Here is a 26,762-nt window from a genome sequence, read left to right on the forward strand (position 1 = left end):
GGTGTCTAGCCCTTATCAGGCGATCGGATATGGTGTTTCCCAATTATCGATGCAATTCCTTAGAAGGAGAGAACCGCACTCAAGCATCAGAGCGGTTTAGGACTCAACTGGCAACTGATGCCGAAATCCATCAGGCTTTGTCTGTCCTGCAACATCTGATGCTCATTATCGATCTGAATCACCATGAGATTAAAGTGATTCCCACTGATATACAGACGGATTGGGTGCAACTGACGGTACAAGAATTATCCAGAGAGGGCTATTTATGCGCTATGGAAAAGGCGATCGCCACTCAAACTCCCCAATTGTTTCAATATCAGTTAACCCACACCAATCAACTCACCCGCTCTTTTCAAGCTCAAATTTACCCTTACGCTGAAAATACCGTTCTTTGGGTTGCACAAACCCATACTTCCCTCTCTCCTCCTCCGAGTCTCCCTTCCCTCCTGGCCGAAATTACCCTCAAAATTCGTCAGTCTTTAGATGTAGAATCTATTTTAGAAATCACGACGACTGAAGTCTGCAAATTATTACAAACTGACCGAACCTTAATTTTACAACTCCAAAAAGATGGCTCTGCACTCGTGATTCAAGAATCGGTTGTCCCTGGATGGATGGCTTTATTAGGACAGAAAATTTATGACCCCTGTTTCCGAGCTTATGACTTCCACTATCTTCAAGGTCGAATTGGGCAATTAAATCAGATTTCAACGCTCAGTAAAAATTCTTGCTATCGAGATCTTTTAGACTATTTTCAAGTTCAATCCAATTTAGTTATTCCGATTATTAGTCAAGATCAACTCTGGGGATTTATTGCCCTTCATCAATGTGCCCATCCCCGGCACTGGCAATCCTGGGAAATTGATGGCATCAAGCAATTAGGTAATCAAGTTGGTATTGCTATTACCCAATATAAGATCCTTCAAGAACTGCGGCTTGTCGCCCAAAAACTGACTTTTCATTTTGAAAATTCTCCCCTAGCGGTGATTGAATGGAATCATGAATTCCGGGTCAGTCAATGGTCTCCCCAAGCCGAGCATATTTTAGGTTGGGATTTTGCTGAAGTACAGGGACAACATTGGTCTCAATTTCCGTTTATCTTTGATCCCGATTTAGAGGAGTTTAAGGAGTCTGTTTTTAGCCTCATTGATGGCAGTCAGGATCGCCAGATTTGTAGCTATCGGAATTTAACCAAAACAGGACAGGTCATTTATTGTCAATGGTATCATTCTGTTCTGCGCGATCGCGAAGGGAACGTGCTCTCGATTTTGTCTTTAGTCCAAGATGTGAGCGATCGCCACAAAGCTGAAACGGCTCTGCGCCAAAGTGAAGCCCATTTCCGCATCACCTTTGAACAGTCTCCCATTGGCATGAGCTTAAATAATTTAGATGGTACGGCTGTTCAACTCAATCAAGCCTATCTCAATTTATTAGGGTATAGCTTTGCCGAACTGAAGAAATTGCCCCTTCGCTACTTCATTCATCCCGACGATCTGCATATTGATCGGGCGCTCTATCAGCAACTTATTGATCGCACTATCGATCATTATACCATAGAAAAAAGATTAATCAACAAATCAAAAGAAATTGTCTATACTCTGTTCAAAGTTGCCTTGATTCATGACGATAATGGTGACCCCTTACATCTAATTTCGCAAGTTATTGATATTAGCGATCGCCAACAAGTTGAAGAATCCCTCAGACAGAGTGAAGAACGATGGCAACTGGCGATTCAAGGCAATCATGATGGCATTTGGGATTGGAATGTACAAACGAATCAAGTCTTTTTCTCGCCTCGCTGGAAAGAAATGTTAGGGTATTCGGACGGGGAAATTAGTAATGATCTAGAAGAATGGACAGATCGCGTCCATCCCGATGATTTTCCCTGGGCAGTGCGAGCGATTCGCAAGCATTTTAATCAGGAAACGCCCTTTTATATGCACGAGCATCGATTACAGTGTAAAGATGGCAGTTATAAATGGATTTTAGACCGGGGCAGAGCCTTGTGGGATGAAGCCGGAAATGTGCTGAGGATGGTGGGTTCTCACACAGATATTAGCGATCGCAAGCAGGCAGAACAAGAGCTACAGCAAACGCAAAATTTCTTACAGACCATTATTGACTATTTACCCGTTGCCGTATTTGTCAAAGAAGGCAGACCGGACAAATTTGGACAGTTTAAGTTATGGAATAAAACCTGCGAGCGAATTTTTGGCTTAACGGCAGAGCAAGCCGTAGGTAGCACAGATTATGATTGGTTTCCCTGGGAACAAGCCGATGGATTTGTCTGTAAAGATCGAGAAGTTTTAGCCCGAGGAGAACCAGAAGAAATCCTGGAAGAACGGGTTGATAGTTATCATCTCGGTCAGCGAATTTTGCATACCATAAAAGTGCCGATTTATGGAGAAGAGTATGAGCCAGAATATTTACTTTGTATTTCCGAAGACATTACCGATCGCAAACAAGCGGAGGCTGCCCTACGAGAAAGTGAGGCTCGCTACAGTTCCCTCACCAATGATGTGCTAGATAAATCCGCCGTCGGTATTTTTATCCTGGATGCCGACTTTAAGGTGGTTTGGGTGAACCAAACCCTAGAGAACTTTTTTGGCATCCATCGGGAAGAGATTATCGGCCGGGATAAACGAGAGCTAATTCGCGATCGCATTCAATACTTCTTTGCCGATCCTCAACAGTTCAAAGATACCGTCTTAGACACCTACGACCATAACACCTATACCAAGAACTTTGAATGCCATATTCTCCCAGATCCCGACCGTCAAGAACGATGGTTAGAACACTTGAGCCAACCCATTGAGTCCGGTCTATACGCGGGGGGGCGCATCGAACATTACACAGATATTAGCGATCGCAAACACAATGAAGCCGAACTCCATCGCCTTAACCGTGCCCTGCATACCCTCAGCAACTGTAACCAGGAGATCGTCCGTTCCACCTCTGAAACTGACTTGATCCATAACATCTGTCACATCCTCGTGAACCTGGGGGGATATCGTCTGGCTTGGATCGGGTATGTTCAACAAGATACCCAAAAAAGTATTACTCCCATGGCCAAAGCTGGGTATGAAGAGGGCTATCTTGACCAGCTCCACATCACTTGGGCTGATACTGAACGAGGCCGAGGCCCCACCGGAACCGCTGTCCGTACCGGCCAACCCTGTACTTTCCAAAACATTCTCACCAATCCCCACTATACCCCTTGGCGAACCCAAGCCAAGCAGCGGGGTTACCGCTCCTCCATTGCCCTTCCCCTGAAAACTGACCAAGGCGTATTTGCGGTCCTCAACCTTTACTCTAGCCAACCCGAAGCCTTTGATGCCTCTGAATTTCAGCTTCTGTGCGAATTGAGTGAAGATATCACCTATGGAATTATAGCCCTGAGAACCCATCACGCCCACGCTGAGAGTGAGGAAAAATTCCGCCAACTGGCTGAAAATACGAATGATGTGTTCTGGATGACCACGGCAAGCCTCGACCAAATGCTCTATGTGAGTCCCGCCTATGAAAGGATTTGGGGACGCACTCAACAGAGCCTCTATCAACGGCCCCAGTCCTTTATAGAAGCCATACATCCGAGCGATCGCCCCAGGATTAGCGCCATTCTCCAATCCTCCTATACTTTTGATCTCGAATATCGCATCAGGCAACCCAATGGCAACCTGCGCTGGATTTGGGATCGAGGCTTTCCCATTTTTGATGCCAACGGCAAGGTGTATCGGCGGGCCGGAATTGCCAAAGATATCACCACCCGCAAAGAAACGGAAGAATTGCTACGTAGTACGAATGAACATCTAGAAGTCCGAGTTGCCCAACGGACGGCTGAACTAGCCTCAGCCAATCACCGGTTGCGAGAGGAACTCGAACAAAGACAACGGACGGAAACTCAACTTCGTAACTCCCACAAACAATATCGCACCCTCGTGCAGAATTTTCCCCAAGGGGCGGTATTCCTGTTCGATCGACAGTTCCGCTATACCATTGCTGATGGAGTTGGATTAGCCGCCATGGGATTAGACGGCGATCGCCTAGAAGGTCAATTAATTAACCAAGTCCTGCCTGCTGACCTCCTGCAAAACACTGAATTTATCTATCATTCTGCCTTAGTGGGGCAAACCGTAGCCACAGAAATTACCTATCAAGAACGAACTTATCACTATCGCGCTAATCCCCTCAGAAATGAACAGGGCCAGATTTTTGCTGGCATGGTGGTGATGCAGGATATTACTGCCCAAAAACAAAGTAAGGCGATTCTGGAGGAAGCGGAACGCCGGTGGCGAACCCTACTGGAAAATGTACGCTTATTAGTTGTGGGACTCGATCGCCAGGGAAATATTGAATATGTTAATCCTTTTTTTGCCGAATTAACCGGCTATAAAGCCTCGGAAATCATCGGCAAAAATTGGTTTGACACTCTGATTCCAGCCCATGCTTGCTCCAAAGTACGCCGTGCTTTCCAAGCAATGCTGACCCCCGAAGGGAATCCCCATTATCAACATACTTTGCTGACCCAGTCTGGGGAAGAGAAAAAGATCGCCTGGAATAGCACCCAACTCCATAATGCCCAGGGAGAGGCGATCGGGACCATGAGTATTGGTGAAGATATTACCGAACGTTACGCTATTGAACGGATGAAAGATGAGTTTATTTCCGTGGTGAGCCATGAATTGCGTACCCCCTTAACCTCCATTCATGGAGGCTTAAATTTATTATCCACTGGCTTAGTCGATCCAAGTTCCTCCAAAGGAAAGCATGTGATCAATATTGCGGCTGAGAGTGCAGAGCGTTTAGTGAGATTGGTCAATGATATTCTGGAATTAGAGCGCCTAGAGTCCGGCAAGATTCGTTTACAAAAACAGGCGATCGCTGTCAACGAATTATTGCGGCTCGCTGTAGAGCAAATGCAGGTGATGGCCAGCCGCGCTCGAGTGACCCTTGTGGTCTCAGAAGAGACTTCAGGCGTAGAGTTTTATGCGGATTTAGACCGTATGTTACAAGTGCTAACCAATTTGTTAAGCAATGCAATTAAGTTTTCCGATCCAGGAAGTCAGGTTAGATTAACAGCCATCCTTGGCTCTCCTAGCGATCCTATCAGCGATCGCCAGCCTTATTGTAGCCTGCCGTATTCCCCCTGTTGGGACTCCCCCCACCTCATCTTTACCATCGAAGATTGGGGGCGAGGAATTCCAGAAGATAAATTGGAGTCCATTTTTGAGCGTTTCCATCAAGTCGATGCTTCTGATTCCCGTCGTAAAGGAGGCACGGGTCTAGGCCTAGCCATCTGCCGCAGTATTGTGGAGCAACATGGGGGACGGATTTGGGTAGAAAGCCAATTAAACCAAGGGAGTCGTTTTTCGCTTTGCCTATCCATCTATAGCCAAGGAGAGGGATAAATCATGACCAACAAACGGATTGTAGTCATTGATGATGATGATGGTGTAAGGGAAATTATTCAGATTTCCCTAGAAGCAGCAGCAGGATGGGACGTAATACCCGCTTCGTCAGGTCAAGAGGGGATAGAACAGGCCGCTTCTCAACAGCCGGATGCCATTCTTTTAGATATGATGATGCCCGGTATGGATGGTAAGGCAACCTATCAAGCCCTACAAGCCAATCCCTTGACCCAAAACATTCCCACCATTCTCCTCACAGCCAAGGCCAAAAATAGTGAAAAACAGCAGTTTATTGAAGATTTAGGGGTTACTGGCGTGATTACTAAACCCTTTGATGCCATGGGGTTAGTGCAACAAATTTGTTGGCTCCTCAATTGGTCAGAAATATAGCCCTACCCGCTGGGCTACAGATCGCAATCACTGTAGGGGCAATTCATGAATTGCCCCTACAGCACACAGAAAGTAGCAAACATTTAAGGATTTGATATTACCTAATGTGAAGAATTGTTAAGTTTTATTCCCTATACAAACACAATCACAAAATCCTCACATTTGTCTCTTAAAGTTTGGGGGCATGGATCAATTCAGAGGCCTAAACAGTGATGGGCTATACATCGAAAAGTCCTAAAACTGGAGAGAATCAAGTGGGTGGCACAGTGTGGCAAAGAGTGCCAGTCTCATCGTCTGTTTACGGAAAATGGACGGACATGGACTATATTGACCTGGCGATCGCCGTTCTCAAAAGCCAAGACCCCTATCTGATCCATTCCCTAACTGATTTCTTAATGGTTTTACCCACTCCAGGTCAAATCGAAGGAGTGCTTCAAGATGCCGTTAATCAACTCGCTCAGATTGATAGAAATACCCATCAGTGGATCTTAGAACATTCAGGTTATTTGATGCCTTATATTGATCTGCTCCAGGAGAAATCCGGCCAATCTTCTGTCTGTCCATCAGATTGGATTAATTCCAACTTGAACACCGCTGAATTCTTAGCGTAAACCAGCTTGTCAACCTTGCGAGGATAGTGATGCATCCTAAAATTCTACTCATTGAACAAACTGGAGAGCTTCGGAACTTACTAGATAATATTTCAGAATTAGAAGCGTTTAGCTTCATTTCTACCAGTGAGCCTTCCTTAGCTTTACCATTATGCAACTATCTCTCCCCTAATCTAATTCTGGTTGACTTTGAACTTCACCAATTCCATGGATATCAGTTTTCAAAGCAAGTAAATGGAGGTTTTGAACGCCCTAATATTCCCTTAATTGCTATTATTCATCCTGCTCAGATTCTGGAGAATAATCAATTCCTTTATACCGTAGATGACTATCTATTGAAGCCCATCAAGATAGCTCAATTAAGACAAAGTATCCAAACTTGTTTACCCGATCAATCTATGTTTTATTCCCTGCATTAATTGATCCTTGACTTACCCCAAAAGAGGAGGCATGATGTTAGAAATGAATTGTCCCTGTTGCTCCCATCCATTACTCAGACATATTCGATCTACAGGAATGTATTGGTATTGTAGTCACTGTCATCAAGAAATGCCGGCTAGTTTGAGGCAGCCGTTAGAGATTGATCGCCCGATCGCTTCTCCCTCTCTTGAGGAGTGGGCCAGGTATAAAAATCAAAAAACGTTGGCTGTCGGCGCGTAAATCCATTTATTCGTTCATTATTTTACTAAGGAGGCATTCATCAATGTTATACCCTCAAACATTTGACCAAAAAAACTGGATGTTGTGTTATTACAAAAACGACAGTCAATCCGTTCAAATCTTAAAAATCGATAACACAGAAGATTGGTACTTTGAAAAGCTAGTTGACCCAGAAGAGCGATTAGTGTTTGAGGCACCAGAAATGGCTCAATTACAGATTCACTATCAATCAGCCAGTGATTATGGTGTGGTAGAAATTCTCCCTTGTTATCAACTGCGAGTCCGATATGGGTTAGAGTCAGAACCCGTTGGCCGACCTAACTTAAAGGTGGTTTCAATTAACCGTAGTGCTTAAAATAATTAATTAAAAGGGCCTCCTAAAATTACTTTTGCTAAGGCATTAATCACATCAGTTGCCGATTCTTGACTCAAGGACTCATACCATTCTTGAGTCACCGCCCTATCCTTTCTATAAATTGTATCGGTGCGCTTTCTGGCCTTCAAAACTAATTCAGCCGTCCGGGTTTTGCGGGCGAATTCATAGCGTTTTAGGGCATCTGCAACACTCACATTTGTTGTGACTAAATAGCGACATAAAATGGCTGCATCCTCCATCGCTTGACACCCTCCTTGCCCTAAAGTGGGAGTGCTTGCATGTCCCGCATCTCCAAGTAGGGCAATGCGTCCTTTCACTAAAGCATTCAAGGGATTTAAGTCATGAATGTCTAAGCGATTGGTTTCTAAAGGATTGAGGGTTTCAATTAAAGTCTGCACTGGAGTTGCCCAACCCCTGAAAATTTCTGCTAATTCCTGTCGGCGATGTTGGGGTGCAACCGTTGTCCCTTTTTCCATGGGACAACCGAAGAAAAAATAAAAGCGATCGCCTCCTATGGGCATCAGCGAAGCTCGCTTACCCTCTCCCACATAAATCACCCAACATTCTGGATCGATCTCTTGCACCTTTGCATCAACGATACCATTCCAATTCACATATCCGGCATATCGAGGCTCACGGCTCTCTCCCGTCACCATCGGACGAATCATTGAGTGAATACCATCAGCAGCAATTAATACATTTCCTCGAGTCGTTCTGCCATCTTCAAACCTTGCAGTAACGCCATCTTCATCCTCAGCAACACCCACACATTTACAATTGAGCGTAACATTTTCTTCGGCAACGGTTTGCAATAATAAAGCTTGTAACTCTGTCCGCGAAACGGGATAAGGGCGCTGTCCAACTCGATCAATGAGGGGATGTAAGGCGATCGCATTTAACAGGCTATCCTGATGGCTGCGATACTCCATCCGATTCATTCTCCCACCAATTTTGGCAACCTCATCTCCCAGCCCTAATGAATTGAGAACCTTAATCCCATTTGACCATAACGAAATTCCTGCACCAGCCGGCCGAAATTCGCGCACCCTATCATAAATTTCAATTTTATATCCGGCTTGTTTCAGGGCAATTCCGGCAGTTAAACCACCGATTCCCCCACCGATAATGATTGCTTTGAGGTTATACATAATATCAATTAACCCTTAATAATTAACCATGCCCTTGCCCTCTCCCTAAATCCCTCTCCCGTGGGAGCTAATCCTGTAGGGGTTTCCCAGAAACCCCATCTAGTAAGGATCGTGCGATCGCCTTTTAGTTGGCTCATTGGCTGAAACTCATTCATATCAAGAGCCAGTTTTAAAACCCCTACAAGATGAGCGTGGGAGAGGGACTTCATAACAGCACACAGCGCTGTAAATAACCTGAGTTTGGGATAAGTTAAAACCCTGATTCTGTTCTAGGCTGAAAATCCTATTCTCTCGTGCGATTACCCCCAAAACGGTCTTAACCGGAGCTCAGGTTAAGCTTACTTTTCCTTTTTATCCTCTAAGAAGGAGTTGTTATGCAGATCTTCAAACATTTTTCTTACGTCAGAATCAGTATTTCTGCGTTTCTCCTGACTGATAGCAGATTTGCGCTCTGTATCAATGTTAGAACTTCGATCGCTGCCGTCTCCATTTGTGGCTTCAGATTCAGTAGATAAGTCGTCCACGAATTCCAACAAATCACCTAACACTTTTTTTACTAGCTTGAGCGCCCCGGAAGGGGATTTACTACCCTTAGCTTTCTTGCTCCGTTGATTCCTAGAATATTCCTGACTGTCTTCTCTGGATGCGTTATCAGTGCGACCCTCCCATCGAGTGTTTTGATAGTCTCCAGAGGTTTTTCCGTATTGACTCGCGGGATCTGAATATTTCTCTTTATTGAACTCAACTTCTTGTACAGTCGGCTGTTGACTGTACCTCTCTACATAGTAAGGTACTCCTTGCTCATCAAGCTCACTCGTCACGACACATTCAAATTTGGTGTGACCGAACAATTTGCTATCAACAAGCTCTCGAGGAAAGTTAATACAAAGAGATTGACATATTCCGGTTGAAAAAAACATGTTCCAAATAACTGGATCGCTTGCCTGGCGAGGAATCACCACTGTTCCTAGCTGACTATCTTTAGGAATTTCATAAAGTAAGGCTGATACTTTTCTCTGCCATTCTCCGACCTTCTGAGAAGCTGCCGAACCTTGACTAAGGTAATTTGTTTTAGGAGAATATTGCGTGCTTTCTACTCTCCGCCAGTTGCTTGAACTGTCCCACCACCGATGGCTGACATAGTTGTCATACAATTCACCATACAGAGCCGGGTCTCGTATTGGGATAACGGGATCTCCATGACTATGCTTGGCCAAACCAACGAAAACCTGTACAGAACGACCAGCAGCATCGTGTGTCATTGCAAAGCTTTGTGGCTTACCAAGCTTAAAAGTATTTGAAGGCTCAGGGGCTAACGCTCTCGATATATCATATGCAAAACAAGACACTCCAAAAATAATGTGTCGATCAAGTTTAAAGGCTGACCAGCGATATGCTCGATCGTGTAATAATTCAGGACTTTGTAAAGATGCATTGATATACTGCTGGGCTATTTTTCGATCTCGATTGCTAAAGTCTTCCGGGGCAAATAGTAATCGAAAGTCTTCGCTGTATGTTCTGCCGTATACGATCGCGGCAACGCTATGATTTTTCATTCTTACCTAATTGTACTTACTTTTCCGTCAAATTATCAGCTTAAACTTCCTCTCCGTCAAAGTAAATATAGTAAGGTCTGTGACCTGATTGATAGTCATTAAGCTGGTTAAATAGAAGTTGGAGCTTCTGTTTTGCCTCCTGCTGTTCGCGCATCATATTGTTAAGTCGATTCTCTCTATTTGTCACCTCTGCCCGAATTCTGGCTGTTTGGTCATCTCCACTCAAGCGAGACCATAATCTACGAACAATATTACGATTTTCGGCTGCTCTCAACCGGCTACTACTTTCGCCAAGGCTTTCTTGACCAGCGTCTATTTCTTCTTCCATAGAGTCAATTCCAGCCTTATAATACGTGAAGACTGTAAAAATCAGAGGAATATGAACCCCATTAGGGTCTATCGAGCCACTATTGCTGTCAGAGGCAAGTTCTGTCCCCAGAGTCGATGGAACAAGCATAACCCATCCCTGGTGCTTCTTGACGAACAAGACAGAAAAGTACTGTTCGATCGTTGACTTTATCTGTTCGCGAGGAAGGTGGGAACAGAGATCGGATTTTGTGATGAGGATGATAATCGTTGGAATTGGACGAGTCTTGAAACTGTCTTCGAGTAAGACATTTGTACGCTTCACAATTTGCGCCTTTCGTCTGTCAACACTTCCATCTTTCAGAAAAAAGTCGCCTGGAATGCAAATAATCACGCAGTCAGTTACTTCTAGTCGTTCTAGCAACCGTTTCGTATCGTCAGTGCTTGACCGATCTCGCAATGCCCCACCGCGATAATCGACCCAATCAAATTCAATCAGAGGAGTCGTCAGGCCATAATTAAAGGAAAAGTCATACCTAATGAAATCGCCAGCCCCAGTTGGGGGAGGCCATCTTTCCTCTGTTCCAGCCTGGTCTATGATATTGTTCCATTTTTCCGAAAGGTCTAGGTCAGTATCCGGATCGGTTGATAGGACAAATCCTTCAATACCGAAGCTCATCATTTCATACATTGCCAGAAGGAAGCAGGTTTTTCCAGACTGAGTATCTCCTAGCATAGTTATCTTGAATTCTTGAGTCATAGTTAAGCTCCATATCTAATAGATTTGAAAAATAGAGTTGAAGATTCTTGAAAAGAATTTCAAAACTTTATGAAGTAAACGACCTAACCTTTCAGAAAAAGTTAGCTTTGACAAGCGTATAGCATATGTACCAAGCGAACATCCTTGCTGTACTGATATTAACTTATTGGTGTACACCGATAGTGCGTTTGATGGCTCTCTTAGAGGTTTCAGAACTGAATATCGTTTCTCAATTATCTTTTCTGTTTCCTCTAACTTTGCTCGAGAGCGTTCTGCTTTAGTGCGGTATGGTTCTTCTTCTAAGATATGTTCCTTTACAAGGTCGCGTATGCCGCCAAAGATGCCAGAGGCTTTATTGCTGTTGCTCAAATATTCAGATCTTTGCTCTTTCTTCTTTTCTTTTAGTTGCTCGAGTTCCGCTTGCAAACTATCTATTCGAGATTGGATTGCGACTTGTAGTGAGAATAATGTCGGTGCTTCAACGTTTCGCAGTCTCCTTGGCGTACAAGCAATTGGAACGAGAACGCTTTTTACTAATTCGCTTTGGCTTGTCAGATTTATAATGTTCTCTATTGGAGTTAGACCATTACGTGTGTAGTTTTCGATCAAATCAGATTTTGTGAGTACGAGCGAGACAGGCATCTTTCCACGCACATCTTTCAAGGCTCCGCTCACCAGCGACGTAATACGTCTGACCTTAGCCCTTTCTACTCGCATAGATTCAAGCTTGTAAGAATCAAAAAATAGTAGAATCCCGTCAGCCGTTCTAATATCGTTGATAACTTCTGTTGCAACACCATCCCCCCCTTTTTGAGATTCGAGCAGTGCATTGCCTCTATAGTCAGACCAAACAAAGCTAACAACCGGATTGCCCAAGTAGCAGAGATTGAACCGGTACTCACCCCTGTACTCTGTTGGAGCAGGATACCTTCCACTTCTGACAAAATCAAATAGCTTGAGCAGTTGATTTTGTTATGGCAGACTTCAGACTCTAAGATGATTATTGGCTCAGATTTGAGCTGGCCAAATAAAGTTCTAATCGTACTACCTCCTCCAAAACGGCTACTGTCCCAAGAACGATCAAGTAACTCGATAGGGCGGTCGTCACAATCTAGCGGAAAATGGCGATCGAATACGCTTCTTATTCTTTGAGCAACATACATCTCAAAATTGAGGTATTGTTCGCCACTACTACCTCGGAAGCGATCGTAATCAATTTCTGGAGGTGCAAGAATCACTCGAATGGGAGTAGGCTTGCGATTTGGATATGCTTCAACGATATCTTCTGGAACCAGTTTTAGCGGCCAGTTATCAACACGCTTTTGATACCAAGATTGCCGACGTGCGTTTTCTCGCTGCTCTTGAACTATCAGAAGTTGCGTTTCTCGATTCACCTGCAACATCTGGAGTTCCAATGCACGCCTTTTCTCAAATAACTCGCGCTGTAGTTGATGGTCGCCTTCTTTTGAAGCTTTTTCTATGGCATGACGATTCTCGGCTAATTCTGCCTGTTTTTTTAGGCTCTTATTTGTATTTATATGGCTGACGGCCGCGTTAGCTGTTCCAGCGATCGCTATACCTAAACCACTCACAGCCCAACGCCCTAAACCCATTAAACCTGCAACGATCGGAAGTGGCATCTACTAAATCCCCCCAAACTGTACAAAGCAGAGATATGCTCCAGTTCCAAGTGCCCCACGACTTGTCCTAGGGGCACCAGGTATTGCATTCCCGTTTTTGTCATAGATTGTGCCTCGGCACTGCCATCTTCCGTAATGACTACTAGCTTAGAAGAACTCTTCTGTGATGTCGTTTGCGTAGCCTGCCCGACAGAGCTTAGACTTTTGTTAAATCTTTCAACCCGCTTGGGAGAAGCAACGGCTCCAGTCCGGTCTGAAAAATCGCAAACGGCCGCGCTCAAGAAGCCTCAACTTCATTTAGAGTGGGTTTTACCGCCTTCTGCTTAACCAGAACTCAGGTCAATGACCATTACCCATTACCCATTACCAGCACGTAGTGCATCATATCTACTTAGGGCAATCAAGGGGAAATATTGGGCGTAAAAGTGGTATTTGATATAGAAGTGGCAGGGGAAACCGGTTCCGGTAAATTCGGCTTCTTCCCATTGTCCATTAGGCAATTGGGACGAAAGTAAATAGTTCATTCCCCATTTTAAGGTATCCCAGGGGAAGACTCCCGTGGCTTCTCCGGCAGCTAGTAATCCAATTAACGCCCAAGCGGTTTGGGAGGGGGTGCTAGTACCGATTCCTTTTAAGCTGGGGTCATCATAACTGCGGCAAGTTTCGCCCCATCCCCCATTGGCATTTTGGCAAGAAATCAGCCAGTTGGCAGCTTTTTCGATTTGGGTTGTATGACTATCTGGAGCAATTAAGGCAAGGGCGGAGAGTACGCCACTGGTTCCATAAATGTAGTTTACGCCCCAACGGCCAAACCAACAGCCTTCGGGTTCTTGTTCTTGTTGGAGATAGGTTAAGGCTTTGCGGATTCGCTCACTTCCACATCGTTCACTTCGACTCCGCTCAGTGAACGATGTGGAAGTGAGCGTTGAGAGTTGCTCAGAATGGGGTTTTAATTCGCCGAGCATTTCTAGGACTCTGGCGGTAACATCGGCGGTGTTGGGGTCAATCATGGCTTTGAGGTCTGCATAGGGGAGACTATTTAACCAATCTTGGTCGTTATCGATGTCAAAGGCTGCCCATCCACCGGCCTGACATTGCATGGTCATAATCCAGTCTACACAACGGGCGATCGCGCCCCATTTTTTTTCTTCGTTGGGTAGCTCTAACCCGATTAAACTCATGACTGCTGCGGCCGCATCGTCGAGATCGGGGTAAAATTGGTTGTCAAACTCGAATGACCAACCGCCGGGTTTACCGACTTTGTTTTTAATCGCCCAATCTCCATAGGCTAACACCTGTTTATCGAGTAACCATTCTCCTCCTTTAACAAGCGCGGGATGGTTAGGGGCTAATCCCGATTCTACCAGGGCGCGTAATACCCAAATGGTATCCCAAACGGGGGAAACACAGGCTTGGGTGCTATAGGTGTCTTCGGTTTCCATACAAAATCGGTCTACGGCGGCTAATCCCCGTTGCACAAAGGGGTCGCGGACGCTGTACCCTAGACAGTGCAAGGCGAGCATGGAGTTGAGCATGGCGGGAATAATGCCACCCCAGTCTCCACTGGGTTCTTGGCGCTCTAATACCCAGCGCTCGGCGGCTTGGAGTCCTTCCTGACGAAAGGGAACCCAATCTAATTCTTCTGCAAGTTTAAATCCTTGGTCAAACCAGACAAAGATATCGGTCCAATCTTGGTTTTGGGGGAGTTCATAGCGGACGTTGTGGATACCTTCGCTGTAGAGTTCATTCAGGTTAAAGTCGGGGGTAATGCGATAGACGGGGCGGCGATCGCATACAATAATCAGAGGAACGGTGCTACTTCTAGCCCAACTGGATAATTCATGGATATTAAACCAAAATTCATCGGGTAATAGCATCACCCAGGGGGGAATAGACGGCACACCGCGCCAGTCATAACACCCCAATAGGGCCAGATGAATCTTGGTAAAAATGCGGCTTTTGCTGATGCCTCCCTTTTGCAGAATCAGGGTTTTGGCTTTTTGCAAAGCGGGGTCAGATGCAGGCACCCCCAGCAGTCTGAGCGCCATGTATGCTTCGACGGAGGTACTTAGGTCGCCCCCATCCCCATAATACAGTTCCCAGCCGCCATGGTCTCGTTGTTGCGATCGCAGATAAGCTTCCGTTTTATGCAGCGGCCGAGTTTTGTCCGTTCCCCAAATTTTATGCAACATCACCATCTCTGCGGTGATGGTAACATTCGATTCGAGTTCCGCCCACCAGTACCCTTGGGGATATTGTTGCGAGAGCAGATAGGTTTGACTGTTTCTAATTGCCTCTTCGAGAGAAACAGAAGGCTGGGAACTGATAGGGTTTTGGCTGGACATGGGCATTGAGTATGGCGATCGCAGAGTCATTCTACCGTAACTGCACGTCTGGAGTGAGCATACACGATAGAATACAATCCATTATTCCTGATTTTAGAAAGTATAAATACTCAAAACCAAGGAACAGAGTCATTCATGACCCCAACCCCATCAGGCGTAATTTTGAAATTTTTAAGGTTTAATGGATATGACTTCTCCAACCAGTAAACACGGTCTTATTAGTCGGGTACTTTCTCCTGCCTTACAACTGTGGCTCAGATCCCAAGCCGAAGATATCCAAGATTTACATCTGAGTATTGATGCCGGCGATCGCCAAATTCTATCGGGACTTATTCCCCACGTTGCCGTCCAAGCCAGTCAAGCCACCTACCAAGGACTCCATCTGAGTCAAATCGATCTCGAAGCTCAAACCATTCACACGAACTTACCCCAAGTTCTGCGGCGCAAACCTCTACGTCTGCTCGAACCCATCCTCGTCACGGGACAACTGCAAATTACAGCCCAAGAACTGCGGGACTCTCTGATCCCTGACGGTTTGCTCTGCCAAGGACTCACTGAATTGTTGCGAGAACTCCTCAAGGCAAGTGGAGCAGAAGGCGATCGCCTTCTAGCCACGTCTGTACCCCAGTGGCACAGCATCATCCTCGGCGATCGCCAACTGACTCTCAGTGCTACCTGGCCCCAACCCCACGATTTTCAAGCTAGTCTGAATATAGATAGCTCTCTAGAACGGGTTGAAGGCCATCTACTGCGCTTTCATCCCCTAACCATTCAAGCTCCAGATGGACTATTTCCTAATCCTTTAAATAGTCTAGAAATAGAGTTAGGGACTGAGGTTGCCCTTCAACAGCTCTACCTCAGTCCCGAAAAAGTTTTCTGTATGGGTCAAATTACCGTTCTGCCGTGATCGGGTAAGGTTCGGAAGTCCCCTTCCTCCCCTCCCCTAATATCAAATCCCCATGTCCCCGTGTCAATCATCTATAGCAAAGATCTAAGGACTTGATGTGAGCTAACTCCCTGGGGACAACAGGGGCAAAAGCAAAGTAACAAAATAATACACTAAAGGCGCAGTAAATACATAACTATCAGCCCGATCCAGAATGCCACCATGACCAGGCAATAACTCGCCAGAATTCTTAATCCCCGCATCCCGTTTCATCATCGACTCAGTTAAATCACCGATTAAGCTGGCAATCCCAATCATTAAACCCAAGGTTAACCCAGTGAATTCCCAATAGGGCCAATGGAGGAAATATGCCCCAGCCATAGCCACAATGATACTACCAATCACCCCACAAACGGCTCCTTCAACAGTCTTTTTAGGGCTAATTTGTGAGAGTCGAGTGCGTCCCCATAACTTCCCAAACGCATAAGCGCCAATATCGGCAGCCCAGATACAGACAAACGACAACAGGGTTAACTTAAAGCCCATGGGCACATCCTGCCAAGCGGGCCAATGACTGGGAAGGGCCAAACTCCATTGCAAACTAGAGGTTTCGCCCATGGAGCGCAACCTGACCCAGTAACTGGGCAAATAGCCACAATAGAATAAGCCTAAAATAGAAGAGGCAATATCGGCGATCGTCGCTAACTTCGGTTGAAAGAGTAGATAAAAACAAATCAACGTACCCGCAACCGGTACAACGGCATCAGCCAAAGAAGACGAAATCGTACAGATGACCAACAAAATCTGGGTAATGACCACAGTAGTCTTAGCGGCTGGGAGAATGCCCTTCGCCCGCACCATTTGAAAATATTCCCATTGACCGAGATAAACGATAATCCCAAATCCCAGGGTAAAATACCAGCCCCCCAAGAATGTGACCGATAGGGCAATGGGAATGGCCACTAAACCCGTGATTACACGAGTCCAAGGGAATGTAGAATTGGGGTGTTGAGGAGATAATGAAGAGTTTCCGGACATTAGCAAGGTTAAGAAGATTTAAGAAATCCTTTAGGACATTATAATCTATACGCCAGGATAGGGGATAGGGAGAATAATGACGAAACCCAAAAATTGGAAAAGATTGAGTCCCAGAGTCTGGAGAATCGACACATTAGTGGCTGGAATAAATTTTCTGATCGGGGAAGAGTCTTCCTTAAATATCCCCCTCTACTCTCCCCACTCCCTACCATTGAGGCTCCTCAAAGACAATGGTCAAGGGATTTGTTCAGAGACTTAACAGAAAATTTTTGATCCATTCTTTACCACAAAACCGATTAGTCAAAGGACGGGACTGGGATTATCGGTTAGTTCAGCACTTTGCGATGTTGTGGAGTACAATCTTGAATCTTTAAAGCCATGTAGCACAACCCTATTACCTAGCGCGAAGCGCCATATCAAATTATTCAGAAACATCAAGGAACAATACACATGAGTCCGAACTTGGAGGAGCAACAGTGATTGTACTCTCTTTAGAGAAATTTTTAAGAAGGTAAAAAAATCTGGGATAGGGGCAACTTTATGATAAATTCTGTCCCTTTCCCCACTATCGATGAAAACATCAAATGTCCGGCATGTTTCTCAGTAATAATTTTATAACTAATCGATAAGCCCAGTCCTGTTCCTTTACCAATGGGCTTGGTCGTAAAAAATGGATCGAATAGTCGAGAATGCAATTCCGCAGGAATCCCCGGGCCATTATCGATGATTTTGATGGCAATCCAGTCCCGATCTTCTTGAGATGTTTCAATGACAATAGTCGGTGATTGCTCTTCTTTTTTCTGTGAAATAAAGTGTTCCTCTAAAGCATCGATTCCATTACTCAAAATATTCATAAACACTTGATTAAGCTGACCGGCATAACATTGAATTGGAGGAATAGAACCATATTGTTTGACAATTTTAATCTCTGGTCGTTGACCTTGAGCTTTGATACGACTATTCAAAATCATTAATGTACTATCTATGCCAAGATGAATGTCTACGGCTTTGACCTCTGATTCGTCTAACCGGGAAAAATTCCGCAATGATAAAACAATTTTTTTCAACCGTTGGGTTCCGATTTGCATAGATTCCAGCAAACTGGGCAAATCTTCCGCAACAAAATCAAAATCGATATCTTCCATCATGGTTTTGATTTTTTCACTCGGTTCAGGACATTCCTGGCGATATTCACACACCAAATCAAAGATATCTTCAAAATAGGTTTTGGCATATTGTACATTCCCATAAATAAAGTTAACGGGATTATTGATCTCATGGGCAACTCCTGCCACTAATCGTCCTAAACTGGACATTTTCTCAGTTTGGACTAATTGCAGTTGAGCCTGTTGTAATTCTTGTAATAACTCTTCTAATTTCCTATTTTTAATATCAACATTTAATTGAGTCCATGTGGCGATTGATAAGTACATCACTAAAGAGCCAGTTCCCAATAAACCTAATGCCAGTACACTCGCTGCTCGCCAATTCAACAGGGAATGAGGGGAAGCGGGTAAGACGAGCAGGGAAAGTTCCTGTCGATCCATATTAATTGAACGAATACAAAATTGCCATTGAGATTGATAGGGACAGGGGTTAGACCCTCGCCATCTCCTCGATCCAGACTCTAGTTTGCTTAACTGTGCTACATCTGGAGATTGGGTGAGCGTTTCGTTGTCAGATTTATAGGCCATTAAAAATCCTTCACTGGCACTGACCATCGTTTTATTTAAAGCTGAATCTAACTGATCTTCGGGTACGCCATAGAGATAAAAATCGATGTTGTTTAGATTGAGGTGGTAAAGTGCTGCTTCTAGCCAGGTTTGCAATTCGTATAAGCCAAATACTGCTCCTTGAAATATTTCATTCTCATCGAAGACTGGATAGTAAATGAGAAAACCTGGCTGGCCATTTTCCAGGGTGACTAATGGAGTGGTTACGCTCAGTCCCAAATATTCTGCCCGATCTAAGGCCTGCAACCGTTTGAGATCGGCTGCTGAATCGGAGCCAAGATAGTCTTGCAGTTCATCGAAAGGCTCGATATATGTGGTTGGAAAATGAATGGCACGATCGCCGGCTGCAACTTGATCGCCGCGATCGCTTAATTCTACCATCTCGTAATATTGCTGCTCATAGCTCTGCCGTTGTTGAGCTTCGACTCTTTTCGCCCAGCCTAGCCCCAACAAGCCATCATAGTAAGGCAACAGGGTTTGAGAAAAATCTTGAAATTCTTTCTGATTTACTTCTGAACTGGCATTAAAAAAAGCACCCATAGAGCGAGTTAATTGGGTATAGCTATCTAACTTGCTTTGTAGCTCAGTGACTAAAATGGTAGATTGTTGCTCAAACTTCTCTAAACCTTTAGTCACTTCCCATCGGTACACCAGTGTGCTGGCTGTAATTGAAAGGGCAATCCCAATAAAACCGACAATACCGGTTGCTTTATAATGTTTGAAGAAGTACAACAAAGTGTTTAGCACTATTAAAAAATAATCTCAATAAAAGCAGTGACTTTCTCATTATAGTTCCCGAGTTGAGTTTTGTCCTTCAGAAAGTTAAGAAAAATGGAAGGAGCTTTTCACCTTGCCTCGAGTAGTCCATAAATAGTGTTATCTGATTACTTTCTATCTATATTTGTGACTTGACAAAATGTACATCATATGTATATGTCACCCTTGAGTAATGAGTAAGATGAACTTTTAGACTTGATTTATCGTCTTTTGAAAATATAGAGACAATACCTGAATTCTGTCTTCCTGAAGTCCAAGGGAATGGGATGAATAGTGAATTAGGTCTTCAGACCATACCTGAGTTTCTATAGAACTCCCCGCTCAATGGGGTGAAGGAGAAGGTTATCATGTTCAACAATCGTAAAATTGTACCGATCGCGATCGTATTCTGTTTAGGGATGAATCCTCTTTATAGCGATAGGTCCGATTATCCCCTTTCGTCCAAGCAATCCCTGGACTCTTTTTCGACTTCAGACCAGAGTCAGCCGAATCGAATCAAACCCTTGGTCAATCCAGAAGCCAGAGATCAACGGGGAGGACGAGGAGATTGTACCTGGTTAGGATGTTAGCCCGATTGCCTATTTTCTATTCTCTAGCGCGTCACCATACATAAATTTATGACTTTAGATTTAGGGCGATTTTACCAAGCCTGCAATCCATCTGCACCATTAGACTTGGGCGATCCCGACAATTCCCGTTATTATATTGACTTTTCTTCTGTGCGGGGGGGCAAAATTGTCAAAGCCTTGGGTCGTACCATTATCACCCTATCTCCCGATCGCCCCACGTGCCAACTGTTCACCGGCCATATTGGATGTGGGAAATCCACCGAATTATTGCGCTTAAAAGCCTTGCTAGAGGAACAAAACTTCGAGGTTGTCTACTTTGAATCCTCCGAAGACCTAGATATGGGCGATATTGACATTACCGATATTTTATTGGCGATCGCCCGTCAAGTCAGCGAACATTTACAGCAGCGCTCTATCGAACTGCAACCGCGCACGTTCAAAACCCTGCTCAAAGACGCGGTAGACTTTCTGCAAACCCCCATCGACTTAAGCGCCGAAGCCTCCATTCCCGGAGTCGGAGACATCAGCGCCAACAGTAGCGGTGAACTGGAATTCTCCCTTCCCCTCGGTATTGCCAAAATCACGGCCAAAACCAAAGAAAGTCAAAAACTGCGCCACCGTCTTCGTAACTATCTCGAACCGCGCACCGCCAGTATTTTAGAAGCCATCAACCAAGAACTCCTGCAAGTCGCCACTGCGCAACTCAAGCGTCAGGGGAAAAAAGGATTAGTCGTCATTATCGATAACCTCGACCGGGTACATAATCAAGCCGGGCCAACTGGACGACTCTTACCGGAATATCTATTTATTGACCGAGGCGCGCAACTGCGTCAACTCGACTGCCATCTCGTCTATACAATTCCCCTCTCCCTGATTTTTTCCAGTGAATGCGAAACCCTAAAAAATCGCCTTGGAGGGGGAATTACCCCCAAAGTTCTACCCATGGTTCCAGTGAAAACCCGCACTGGAGAACCCTTCCCCTTGGGGATGCAACTCTTGCACCATATGGTCTTAACCCGTGCATTTCCCGATCGCACCTTAGAAGAACAACAGGCCTGTATTTTAGAACTCTTTGACCACCCGGATACCTTAGATAGGCTCTGTGAAGTCAGCGGGGGTCACATGCGAAACCTCTTGGGAATGCTCTTTAGTTGTCTGCAACAAGAAGACCCGCCCTTTTCACGGGATATACTAGAGACAGTCATTCGAGACCGTCGGGATTATTTAACCACCTCGATTAACGATGAGATATGGGAACTCTTGTATCGAGTGGTCAATCAGCAAAGCGTACAAGGAGACCTAGAATACTTGACCTTATTACGCAGTATGTTTGTCTTTGAGTACCGAGATGCTGAAGGCTCTTGGTTTGCCCTCAATCCCGCCCTATACGAGCATCAAAAGTTCAAGCAATGGTTAGCACAGAACAACAGTGGGAAGATTGCGACTTCATAGAGAATGAACGGGCCCTCAAACAGTTGGCCCGAGCTATTTCTCTGTCTCAAGGGCAATTTTCCTTAATTTTGGTACGCTGTAACTATGTCCAATTGCGAGAAAAGGTATTAAAACAGCTATCGGAGGTATTGAAGGCGCGATCGCCAAAAATAACGGATGAAATTCCCCCATTTCGATGCTTGCAATTATCCCCAGACATTAACCATTTATATCACACGGTTAAAGCTGATTTTGCCCTAACTGAAGATCGACCCTCTGCATTATTGGTCTTAGGTCTAGAATCCGTCATTAACTTAGAAGATATCTTAATTTCCACCAATGTTATCCGGGATGAATTTCGCAAACAACTCAATTGTCCTCTCGTTTTATGGGTCAACGATCGCCTACTCCATCAATTTTTGCAACTTGCACCCGATTTTGCCAACTTTGCTGCTAATCCCATCTCCTTCGAGATGACCACCGAAGCGCTTTCTACCCTGATTATCCAGAAAGCACAAACCTTACTCGACAATCTCTTAAGTCGCGATAAGAAACAACTACTCGCCTTTCCCCTGTCTTTTATTTCTCCCAAACAGGGAGGATGTGGCCAACATCGCGCCGAATTAGAATTTGCCCTCTCTACCCTGGAGCGTCGAGAAACTGTATTTGATGCCAGTTTAGAAGCGAGAGTCGCGATTCTTTTAGGTCACGATCGATTGATGCAAGGGCAGATTGAAGGCGCGATCGATTCTTATCAAACTGCATTAAATTATGAACAACAGTTATCCCCTCAGCCCAATTTAGAGCATCAAGGCCTATTGCTCTTCTATCTAGGACTTTGTTCCTTTTATCCCGCCCAAGAAAACCCAGAAAATCAGCAATTATGGGAACAGGCGTGGCATTATTTCTATCAGGCTATACAGTGCTTTCAAGATGCTGACCGGCAGGATTTAATGGCGCAAATGACGGGACAAGTCAGTGATGTACTGCAACATTTACAAGCCTGGGAAACTCTCGTAGAGTTTACCCAAAAGTCTCTTGATTTGCATCAGCAGTATGGTTTACCCATTCAGTTAGCTCTCGATTATGGTTTTTTAGGCAAACTCGCCCTAGAACAGGGAAAGTGGGAAATAGCCCGCGAGCAATTAAAGCAGTGTTTAGCAATTTTAGACTCAGCAGCAACCCCACCTATTGACCAAGATTTTCCGCCTTTACCGCAAGGATTATATCCTCTCCTCTGGTCTCAGTTATTTCAATTACAATTAGTCCAATGTTTGCGTCATTTGAAGCACTATGAACAGGCTTATCAGACGTTAGCAGCAGCGAAACATAAACTAGAATATGCCATTACCCAAAGCAATGCTCGCCATGACCCACACCGATATTTACGCTTATTGAAAGGGCTGCGATCGCTCTATTTTGATGAACAATGTTATCGAGAAGCCTTTTTACTCAAACAAGAAAAGCGCTCAGTCCAGTCCCAGTATGGATTACGTCCCTTTGTGGGGGCAGGCCAATTAAGACCCGCTCAACAAGCCTTAAATCCCCTATTGGCTAATCGCATAGAAACGGATGCACAGGTTGGAGAAGTCGCTGAAGCTATCTCTACCTCTAACCGTCAAAAAGATGTGCAAAACCTCCTTTATCGGATTAGTCGTCCGGATTATAAAATAACCGTGATTCATGGCCCTTCTGGAGTGGGAAAAAGTTCGATTGTTAGCGCAGGATTAGTCCCTACTTTGCATCGAACTACCCTAGGAGATCAAATTCCAGTTCCGGTCGTTATCCGCGTATATTCCGATTGGGTTTTGAATTTTGGGAAAGCCTTCAATGAATCCTTAAAACACTTTCAATTCACTCCTAGAGAAATCTCAGATTATACCCCAGAAATTTATCTACAAGCCTTCGACCAAATTGCCGATCAAAGTGGCTTGACAGTACTCATTTTTGACCAGTTTGAAGAATTTTTCTTTGTCTGTACTGAGCTTGAAAAGCGACAAGCCTTTTATCAGTTTTTAGAACAGTGTATCAATCAAGCAGGGCTGAAAATTATTTTCTCAATTCGGGAAGATTATTTACATCATCTGTTGGAAATTGAACAAAATATATCCTTAGAGGCGATCGCCTGTAATTTACTCGATAAAAGTAATCGCTATGCTTTGGGCAATTTTTCCAAAGCACATACCTTTGAAGTGATTAAAAATTTGACTCAGAAGACTAAATTTGAACTGGATGATGATTTGATTGAGGCTTTAGTCAATGATTTATCGGTGGGAACCAATGAAGTCAGACCAATTGAATTACAAATTGTTGGCTCTCAACTTCAAGAGCTTAACATTACCACACTAGAGCAATATCTTCAAGTCGAATCGAAGCACAAATTGGTCGAGAAATTTTTAGAATCTGTAATTGCAGATTGTGGAGAAAAGAACGAGTATCATGCCCGAAAAGTAGTTTACACTTTTATCGATGAAGACGACAATCGGCCTTTAAAGACGAAATCCGAAATTTTAGCCCAAATGGGTTCCGATCTTGCTCCAGAAACCCTAGAGCTAATTTTAGATATTTTCTTTGGATCGGGCTTAATCTATCCGATTCCCGAACAACCCGAACCCCGGTATCAGTTGGTTCATGATTATCTGGTTGAGTTTATCCAAACCCAGAAACAACAGGCTATTCATCAGGAGCGATCGCAGCTTCAGGAAGAAAACGCCCAAAATCAAAAAGAAATTGAAGATTTACGGGATGAAAATCTTCTCATTTCTCAACTTGCTGAAGAGCGCTATAAGGCAGTACAACAGGATTTGGAAGATTATATCCCGAATTCCAATCATTCTGCTTCCGAGTCAGAATCTATAGACCAGGAGAAAAAACGCTTATCGAAAGGAAAACTCGTTCTGGAAAACTTGCGGCAAGAAAAAACATTATTAACCGCGTTAGCCCAAGCAAAAGCGAAACATAAAAAGAGTGAACGACAGCGCAAGTTAATTTTGAATTCTCTCTTAGTAGGTGCGGGCTTTTTTATCCTAGGATTAGGAGGATTTGCCTGGAATGGGGTGATTAATCAGATTAAAACATTAGGGACATCTTCTGAAGCTTTAGTAGGACTCAATAATGAAATTGAAGGTTTAACTACCGGACTGAAAGCGGGAGAACAGATTAAAAGTACGCCATTTTTGCCTAAATCAGTTTCCGATACAATTGAGAAAACCCTATCCTATGCAGTTTATAGAATTAGTGAAGAAAATCGCTTAGAAGCACATAAAGATGGGGTTTATGCCGCCACCTTTAGCCCCGATGGTAAACTGATTGCCACCGCAGGGGAAGACCGCACCATTCGCATCTGGGATGAGCAAGGCAAGCCTGGTTTTACGATTCCTGGTCATCAAGATATTATTACCAGTTTGGTGTTTCTGGAGGATGGAAAATGGTTAGCCTCTGGCAGTTGGGATCATAGTATTAAACTGTGGAATTTAGGCAAGTTTCCCGATTTAGGCAAGATAGCGAACTTAGATCGGATAGAATATGTGGAATTAAAGGGTCATACGGATCAAGTTATTGCTCTCGCTGCTCATCAAGACCCGAAGAATCCTTTGATTGCTTCAGCGAGTCGAGATCAAACTGTAAAAATCTGGCGTAAAGATGGCTCGGAAGTGGTAACTTTATCCCATGATTTTCCTGTATTAAGTGTGGTATTTTCTCCCGATGGTCAGTTGGTTGCTACAGCTAGTTTTGACGGCAAGATTCGCTTTTGGAGTTTGGATGGTTCGTTAGTCAAAACCTTTGTGGGCGAGCCAGAAGTGCAAGAAATATATAGCATGAGTTGGTCAGAAAGGGGACTTTTGGCGACTGCCGGTCAGGTCATTGATGAGGAAACGGGACAGAAAAAAGGGACGGTAAGTTTTTGGACTGAGGAGGGCTTTCTTACGCAAATTGAAGCCCATGAGGATACCGTTTTAGATGTGCGATTTAGTCCCAATGGGAAACAGTTTGTGACGGCAAGTAAAGATAAGACGATTAAAATTTGGGGGGGGTTGGATAATAACAGTTTGCAAAAAACCTTAATTGGTCATACCCATTGGGTTCCCAAGGTGGGGTTTAGTCCTGATGGGAGTCGCATTGTTTCGGCTAGTTTGGATAAGTCGGTGAAGGTGTGGCGCTTGAATAAGTCCCTGATGGAGGTCTGGGACGGGGGTGGGGCGCTGAATGGGGTGAGTGTGAGTGGCAGTAAAATTGCTACGATCGGGGATTATGGCATGATTACGTTATGGCAACCGGATGGGACGGTGCTAAAGTCCTGGAAAGGTCATGAGGGACAGGTTTGGGGAGTTGACTTTACACCAGATGGTCAGCAGTTGGTGACGGCAGGGGACGATCTCCAAGTCAAGGTTTGGAACCTAAAGGGTGAGCTGCTGCAAACGTTGGAGGGTCATCGAGATGTGGTTCTCAGTGTCAGCGTCAGTCCCGATGGAAAGTATATTGCTTCAGGAAGTAAGGATTATCGGGTGAAGTTATGGCGCACAGATGGGACGTTATTGAAAACTTTATTCACGGATAGCTCTGCCATTAATTGGGTCAGTTTTAGCCCTGATGGTCAACTCGTGGCTGCTGCAAGCGATGAGGGACGAGTAAAATTATGGCGTACGGATGGCACTCAGGTGGGAACTCTGCGACATCGAGCTGGGGTTTGGGGCGTAACTTTTTCTCCTGATGGTCAGGCGATCGCCACTGCCAGTTATGATAGCCGAGTCAAACTCTGGAACCGACAGGGACAACTATTGGGTGAACCCCTGGAACATGAGGGAAACACCGTAACCAGTGTTGCCTTTAGTCCTGACGGAGAGCAGTTAGCATCCGCCAGCCACAACACCATTCGCCTCTGGCGCAAAGACGGAACCTTACTGCATGTGCTGACTGCAAGTTCCCATCGTTCGATTAATGGACTTAGTTTCACTTCCGATGGCAAAACCCTGATTTCTGTCGGTGGAGATGGACAAGTCACCCTATGGCATCTAGATCAGTTGGAACTCGACCAGCTATTAGAAACGGGATGTCAATGGTTACAAGGGTATTTGGAGAACAATCCTACGGGTCAAAAAGAGAGACTGTCTGTGTGTGACTGAAGATC

18 protein-coding genes and 1 pseudogene are annotated in these 26,762 nt (G+C 44.6%); 11 read left to right on the forward strand and 8 right to left on the reverse strand.

The annotated features are described in order from the left end of the window. Nucleotides 1-29: 29 nt before the first annotated feature. The 5 genes from PN466_RS08925 (at nt 30) to PN466_RS08945 (ending at nt 7,424) form a co-directional block, all read left to right on the forward strand. Entirely contained in the window at nt 30-5,408 is a 5,379-nt protein-coding gene (locus PN466_RS08925) for a PAS domain S-box protein (RefSeq protein ID WP_271938843.1), read from the forward strand. Nucleotides 5,409-5,411: 3 nt separating this feature from the next. Beyond that, on the forward strand, nt 5,412-5,798 hold the full coding sequence (locus PN466_RS08930; RefSeq protein ID WP_271938845.1) for a response regulator: 387 nt from the start codon (nt 5,412-5,414) through the stop codon (nt 5,796-5,798). A 212-nt stretch (nt 5,799-6,010) separates the two neighbouring features. Beyond that, nucleotides 6,011-6,409, forward strand: coding sequence for a hypothetical protein (locus PN466_RS08935; protein WP_271938848.1), 399 nt, complete (start codon nt 6,011-6,013; stop codon nt 6,407-6,409). Between the two features lie 29 nt (nt 6,410-6,438). After that, nucleotides 6,439-6,828, forward strand: coding sequence for a response regulator (locus tag PN466_RS08940; protein ID WP_271938850.1), 390 nt, complete (start codon nt 6,439-6,441; stop codon nt 6,826-6,828). 284 nt (nt 6,829-7,112) lie between these two features. After that, on the forward strand, nt 7,113-7,424 hold the full coding sequence (locus tag PN466_RS08945) for a DUF1830 domain-containing protein (protein WP_271938851.1): 312 nt from the start codon (nt 7,113-7,115) through the stop codon (nt 7,422-7,424). A 5-nt stretch (nt 7,425-7,429) separates the two neighbouring features. Here the strand turns inward: PN466_RS08945 and hpxO are convergent, their stop codons facing one another. The 5 genes from hpxO to PN466_RS08970 form a co-directional block, all read right to left on the reverse strand. Beyond that, nucleotides 7,430-8,593, reverse strand: coding sequence for an FAD-dependent urate hydroxylase HpxO (gene hpxO, locus PN466_RS08950; RefSeq protein WP_271938852.1), 1,164 nt, complete (start codon nt 8,591-8,593; stop codon nt 7,430-7,432). A 338-nt stretch (nt 8,594-8,931) separates the two neighbouring features. Further along, nucleotides 8,932-10,149, reverse strand: coding sequence for a hypothetical protein (locus PN466_RS08955; RefSeq protein ID WP_271938854.1), 1,218 nt, complete (start codon nt 10,147-10,149; stop codon nt 8,932-8,934). 40 nt (nt 10,150-10,189) lie between these two features. Continuing rightward, nucleotides 10,190-11,215 (reverse strand): hypothetical protein, encoded by a 1,026-nt coding sequence (locus tag PN466_RS08960; protein ID WP_271938855.1) that lies wholly within the window; start codon nt 11,213-11,215, stop codon nt 10,190-10,192. Between the two features lie 15 nt (nt 11,216-11,230). Beyond that, nucleotides 11,231-11,878: a hypothetical protein gene (locus tag PN466_RS08965; protein WP_271938857.1), complete on the reverse strand. Its 648-nt coding sequence runs from the start codon at nt 11,876-11,878 to the stop codon at nt 11,231-11,233. 44 nt (nt 11,879-11,922) lie between these two features. Continuing rightward, nucleotides 11,923-12,855, reverse strand: a complete 933-nt coding sequence (locus PN466_RS08970; RefSeq protein WP_271938859.1) for a hypothetical protein — start codon at nt 12,853-12,855, stop codon at nt 11,923-11,925. Nucleotides 12,856-12,990: 135 nt separating this feature from the next. Here PN466_RS08970 and PN466_RS08975 point away from each other — a divergent pair, with 135 nt between their 5' ends. Next, nucleotides 12,991-13,182: a hypothetical protein gene (locus PN466_RS08975; protein ID WP_271938861.1), complete on the forward strand. Its 192-nt coding sequence runs from the start codon at nt 12,991-12,993 to the stop codon at nt 13,180-13,182. 29 nt (nt 13,183-13,211) lie between these two features. Here PN466_RS08975 and shc read toward each other — a convergent pair whose 3' ends face one another. Beyond that, entirely contained in the window at nt 13,212-15,200 is a 1,989-nt protein-coding gene (gene shc, locus PN466_RS08980; protein WP_271938863.1) for a squalene--hopene cyclase, read from the reverse strand. A gap of 187 nt (nt 15,201-15,387) precedes the next feature. Here shc and PN466_RS08985 point away from each other — a divergent pair, with 187 nt between their 5' ends. Further along, entirely contained in the window at nt 15,388-16,107 is a 720-nt protein-coding gene (locus PN466_RS08985) for an LmeA family phospholipid-binding protein (RefSeq protein WP_271938866.1), read from the forward strand. 102 nt (nt 16,108-16,209) lie between these two features. Here PN466_RS08985 and PN466_RS08990 read toward each other — a convergent pair whose 3' ends face one another. Then, nucleotides 16,210-17,124 (reverse strand): phosphatidate cytidylyltransferase, encoded by a 915-nt coding sequence (locus PN466_RS08990; protein WP_271938867.1) that lies wholly within the window; start codon nt 17,122-17,124, stop codon nt 16,210-16,212. 226 nt (nt 17,125-17,350) lie between these two features. On the opposite strand from PN466_RS08990, the pseudogene PN466_RS26280 reads away from it, so the two are divergent. Continuing rightward, nucleotides 17,351-17,455: pseudogene (locus PN466_RS26280) on the forward strand (sensor histidine kinase); the annotation flags it as partial. 172 nt (nt 17,456-17,627) lie between these two features. On the opposite strand, the gene PN466_RS08995 reads toward PN466_RS26280, so the two are convergent. Beyond that, entirely contained in the window at nt 17,628-19,604 is a 1,977-nt protein-coding gene (locus tag PN466_RS08995; protein WP_271938869.1) for a CHASE domain-containing protein, read from the reverse strand. 377 nt (nt 19,605-19,981) lie between these two features. On the opposite strand from PN466_RS08995, the gene PN466_RS09000 reads away from it, so the two are divergent. Genes PN466_RS09000 through PN466_RS09010 form a run of 3 tightly spaced genes read left to right on the forward strand, consistent with a single transcriptional unit; the run spans nt 19,982 to nt 26,757 of the window. Continuing rightward, on the forward strand, nt 19,982-20,203 hold the full coding sequence (locus PN466_RS09000) for a hypothetical protein (RefSeq protein WP_271938871.1): 222 nt from the start codon (nt 19,982-19,984) through the stop codon (nt 20,201-20,203). 48 nt (nt 20,204-20,251) lie between these two features. Continuing rightward, nucleotides 20,252-21,655 (forward strand): P-loop NTPase fold protein, encoded by a 1,404-nt coding sequence (locus PN466_RS09005; RefSeq protein WP_271938872.1) that lies wholly within the window; start codon nt 20,252-20,254, stop codon nt 21,653-21,655. Further along, the gene (locus PN466_RS09010; RefSeq protein ID WP_271938873.1) at nt 21,613-26,757 is read left to right on the forward strand and encodes an nSTAND1 domain-containing NTPase; all 5,145 of its coding nucleotides are present in this window, start codon (nt 21,613-21,615) and stop codon (nt 26,755-26,757) included. The genes PN466_RS09005 and PN466_RS09010 overlap by 43 nt, the downstream gene beginning before the upstream one ends. Nucleotides 26,758-26,762 lie beyond the last annotated feature (5 nt).

Origin of the sequence: Roseofilum reptotaenium CS-1145, from assembly GCF_028330985.1 — a bacterium.
GTDB lineage: Bacteria > Cyanobacteriota > Cyanobacteriia > Cyanobacteriales > Desertifilaceae > Roseofilum > Roseofilum reptotaenium.

What these genes read in the sequence shown, in the direction of transcription:
- PN466_RS08925 (WP_271938843.1), top strand. Translation starts at nt 30, where the DNA reads ATGGTGTTTCCCAATTATCGATGCAATTCCTTAGAAGGAGAGAACCGC.
- PN466_RS08930 (WP_271938845.1), top strand. Translation starts at nt 5,412, where the DNA reads ATGACCAACAAACGGATTGTAGTCATTGATGATGATGATGGTGTAAGG.
- PN466_RS08935 (WP_271938848.1), top strand. Translation starts at nt 6,011, where the DNA reads ATGGGCTATACATCGAAAAGTCCTAAAACTGGAGAGAATCAAGTGGGT.
- PN466_RS08940 (WP_271938850.1), top strand. Translation starts at nt 6,439, where the DNA reads ATGCATCCTAAAATTCTACTCATTGAACAAACTGGAGAGCTTCGGAAC.
- PN466_RS08945 (WP_271938851.1), top strand. Translation starts at nt 7,113, where the DNA reads ATGTTATACCCTCAAACATTTGACCAAAAAAACTGGATGTTGTGTTAT.
- hpxO (WP_271938852.1), bottom strand. Translation starts at nt 8,593, where the DNA reads ATGTATAACCTCAAAGCAATCATTATCGGTGGGGGAATCGGTGGTTTA.
- PN466_RS08955 (WP_271938854.1), bottom strand. Translation starts at nt 10,149, where the DNA reads ATGAAAAATCATAGCGTTGCCGCGATCGTATACGGCAGAACATACAGC.
- PN466_RS08960 (WP_271938855.1), bottom strand. Translation starts at nt 11,215, where the DNA reads ATGACTCAAGAATTCAAGATAACTATGCTAGGAGATACTCAGTCTGGA.
- PN466_RS08970 (WP_271938859.1), bottom strand. Translation starts at nt 12,855, where the DNA reads ATGCCACTTCCGATCGTTGCAGGTTTAATGGGTTTAGGGCGTTGGGCT.
- PN466_RS08975 (WP_271938861.1), top strand. Translation starts at nt 12,991, where the DNA reads ATGACTACTAGCTTAGAAGAACTCTTCTGTGATGTCGTTTGCGTAGCC.
- shc (WP_271938863.1), bottom strand. Translation starts at nt 15,200, where the DNA reads ATGTCCAGCCAAAACCCTATCAGTTCCCAGCCTTCTGTTTCTCTCGAA.
- PN466_RS08985 (WP_271938866.1), top strand. Translation starts at nt 15,388, where the DNA reads ATGACTTCTCCAACCAGTAAACACGGTCTTATTAGTCGGGTACTTTCT.
- PN466_RS08990 (WP_271938867.1), bottom strand. Translation starts at nt 17,124, where the DNA reads ATGTCCGGAAACTCTTCATTATCTCCTCAACACCCCAATTCTACATTC.
- PN466_RS09000 (WP_271938871.1), top strand. Translation starts at nt 19,982, where the DNA reads ATGTTCAACAATCGTAAAATTGTACCGATCGCGATCGTATTCTGTTTA.
- PN466_RS09005 (WP_271938872.1), top strand. Translation starts at nt 20,252, where the DNA reads ATGACTTTAGATTTAGGGCGATTTTACCAAGCCTGCAATCCATCTGCA.
- PN466_RS09010 (WP_271938873.1), top strand. Translation starts at nt 21,613, where the DNA reads ATGGTTAGCACAGAACAACAGTGGGAAGATTGCGACTTCATAGAGAAT.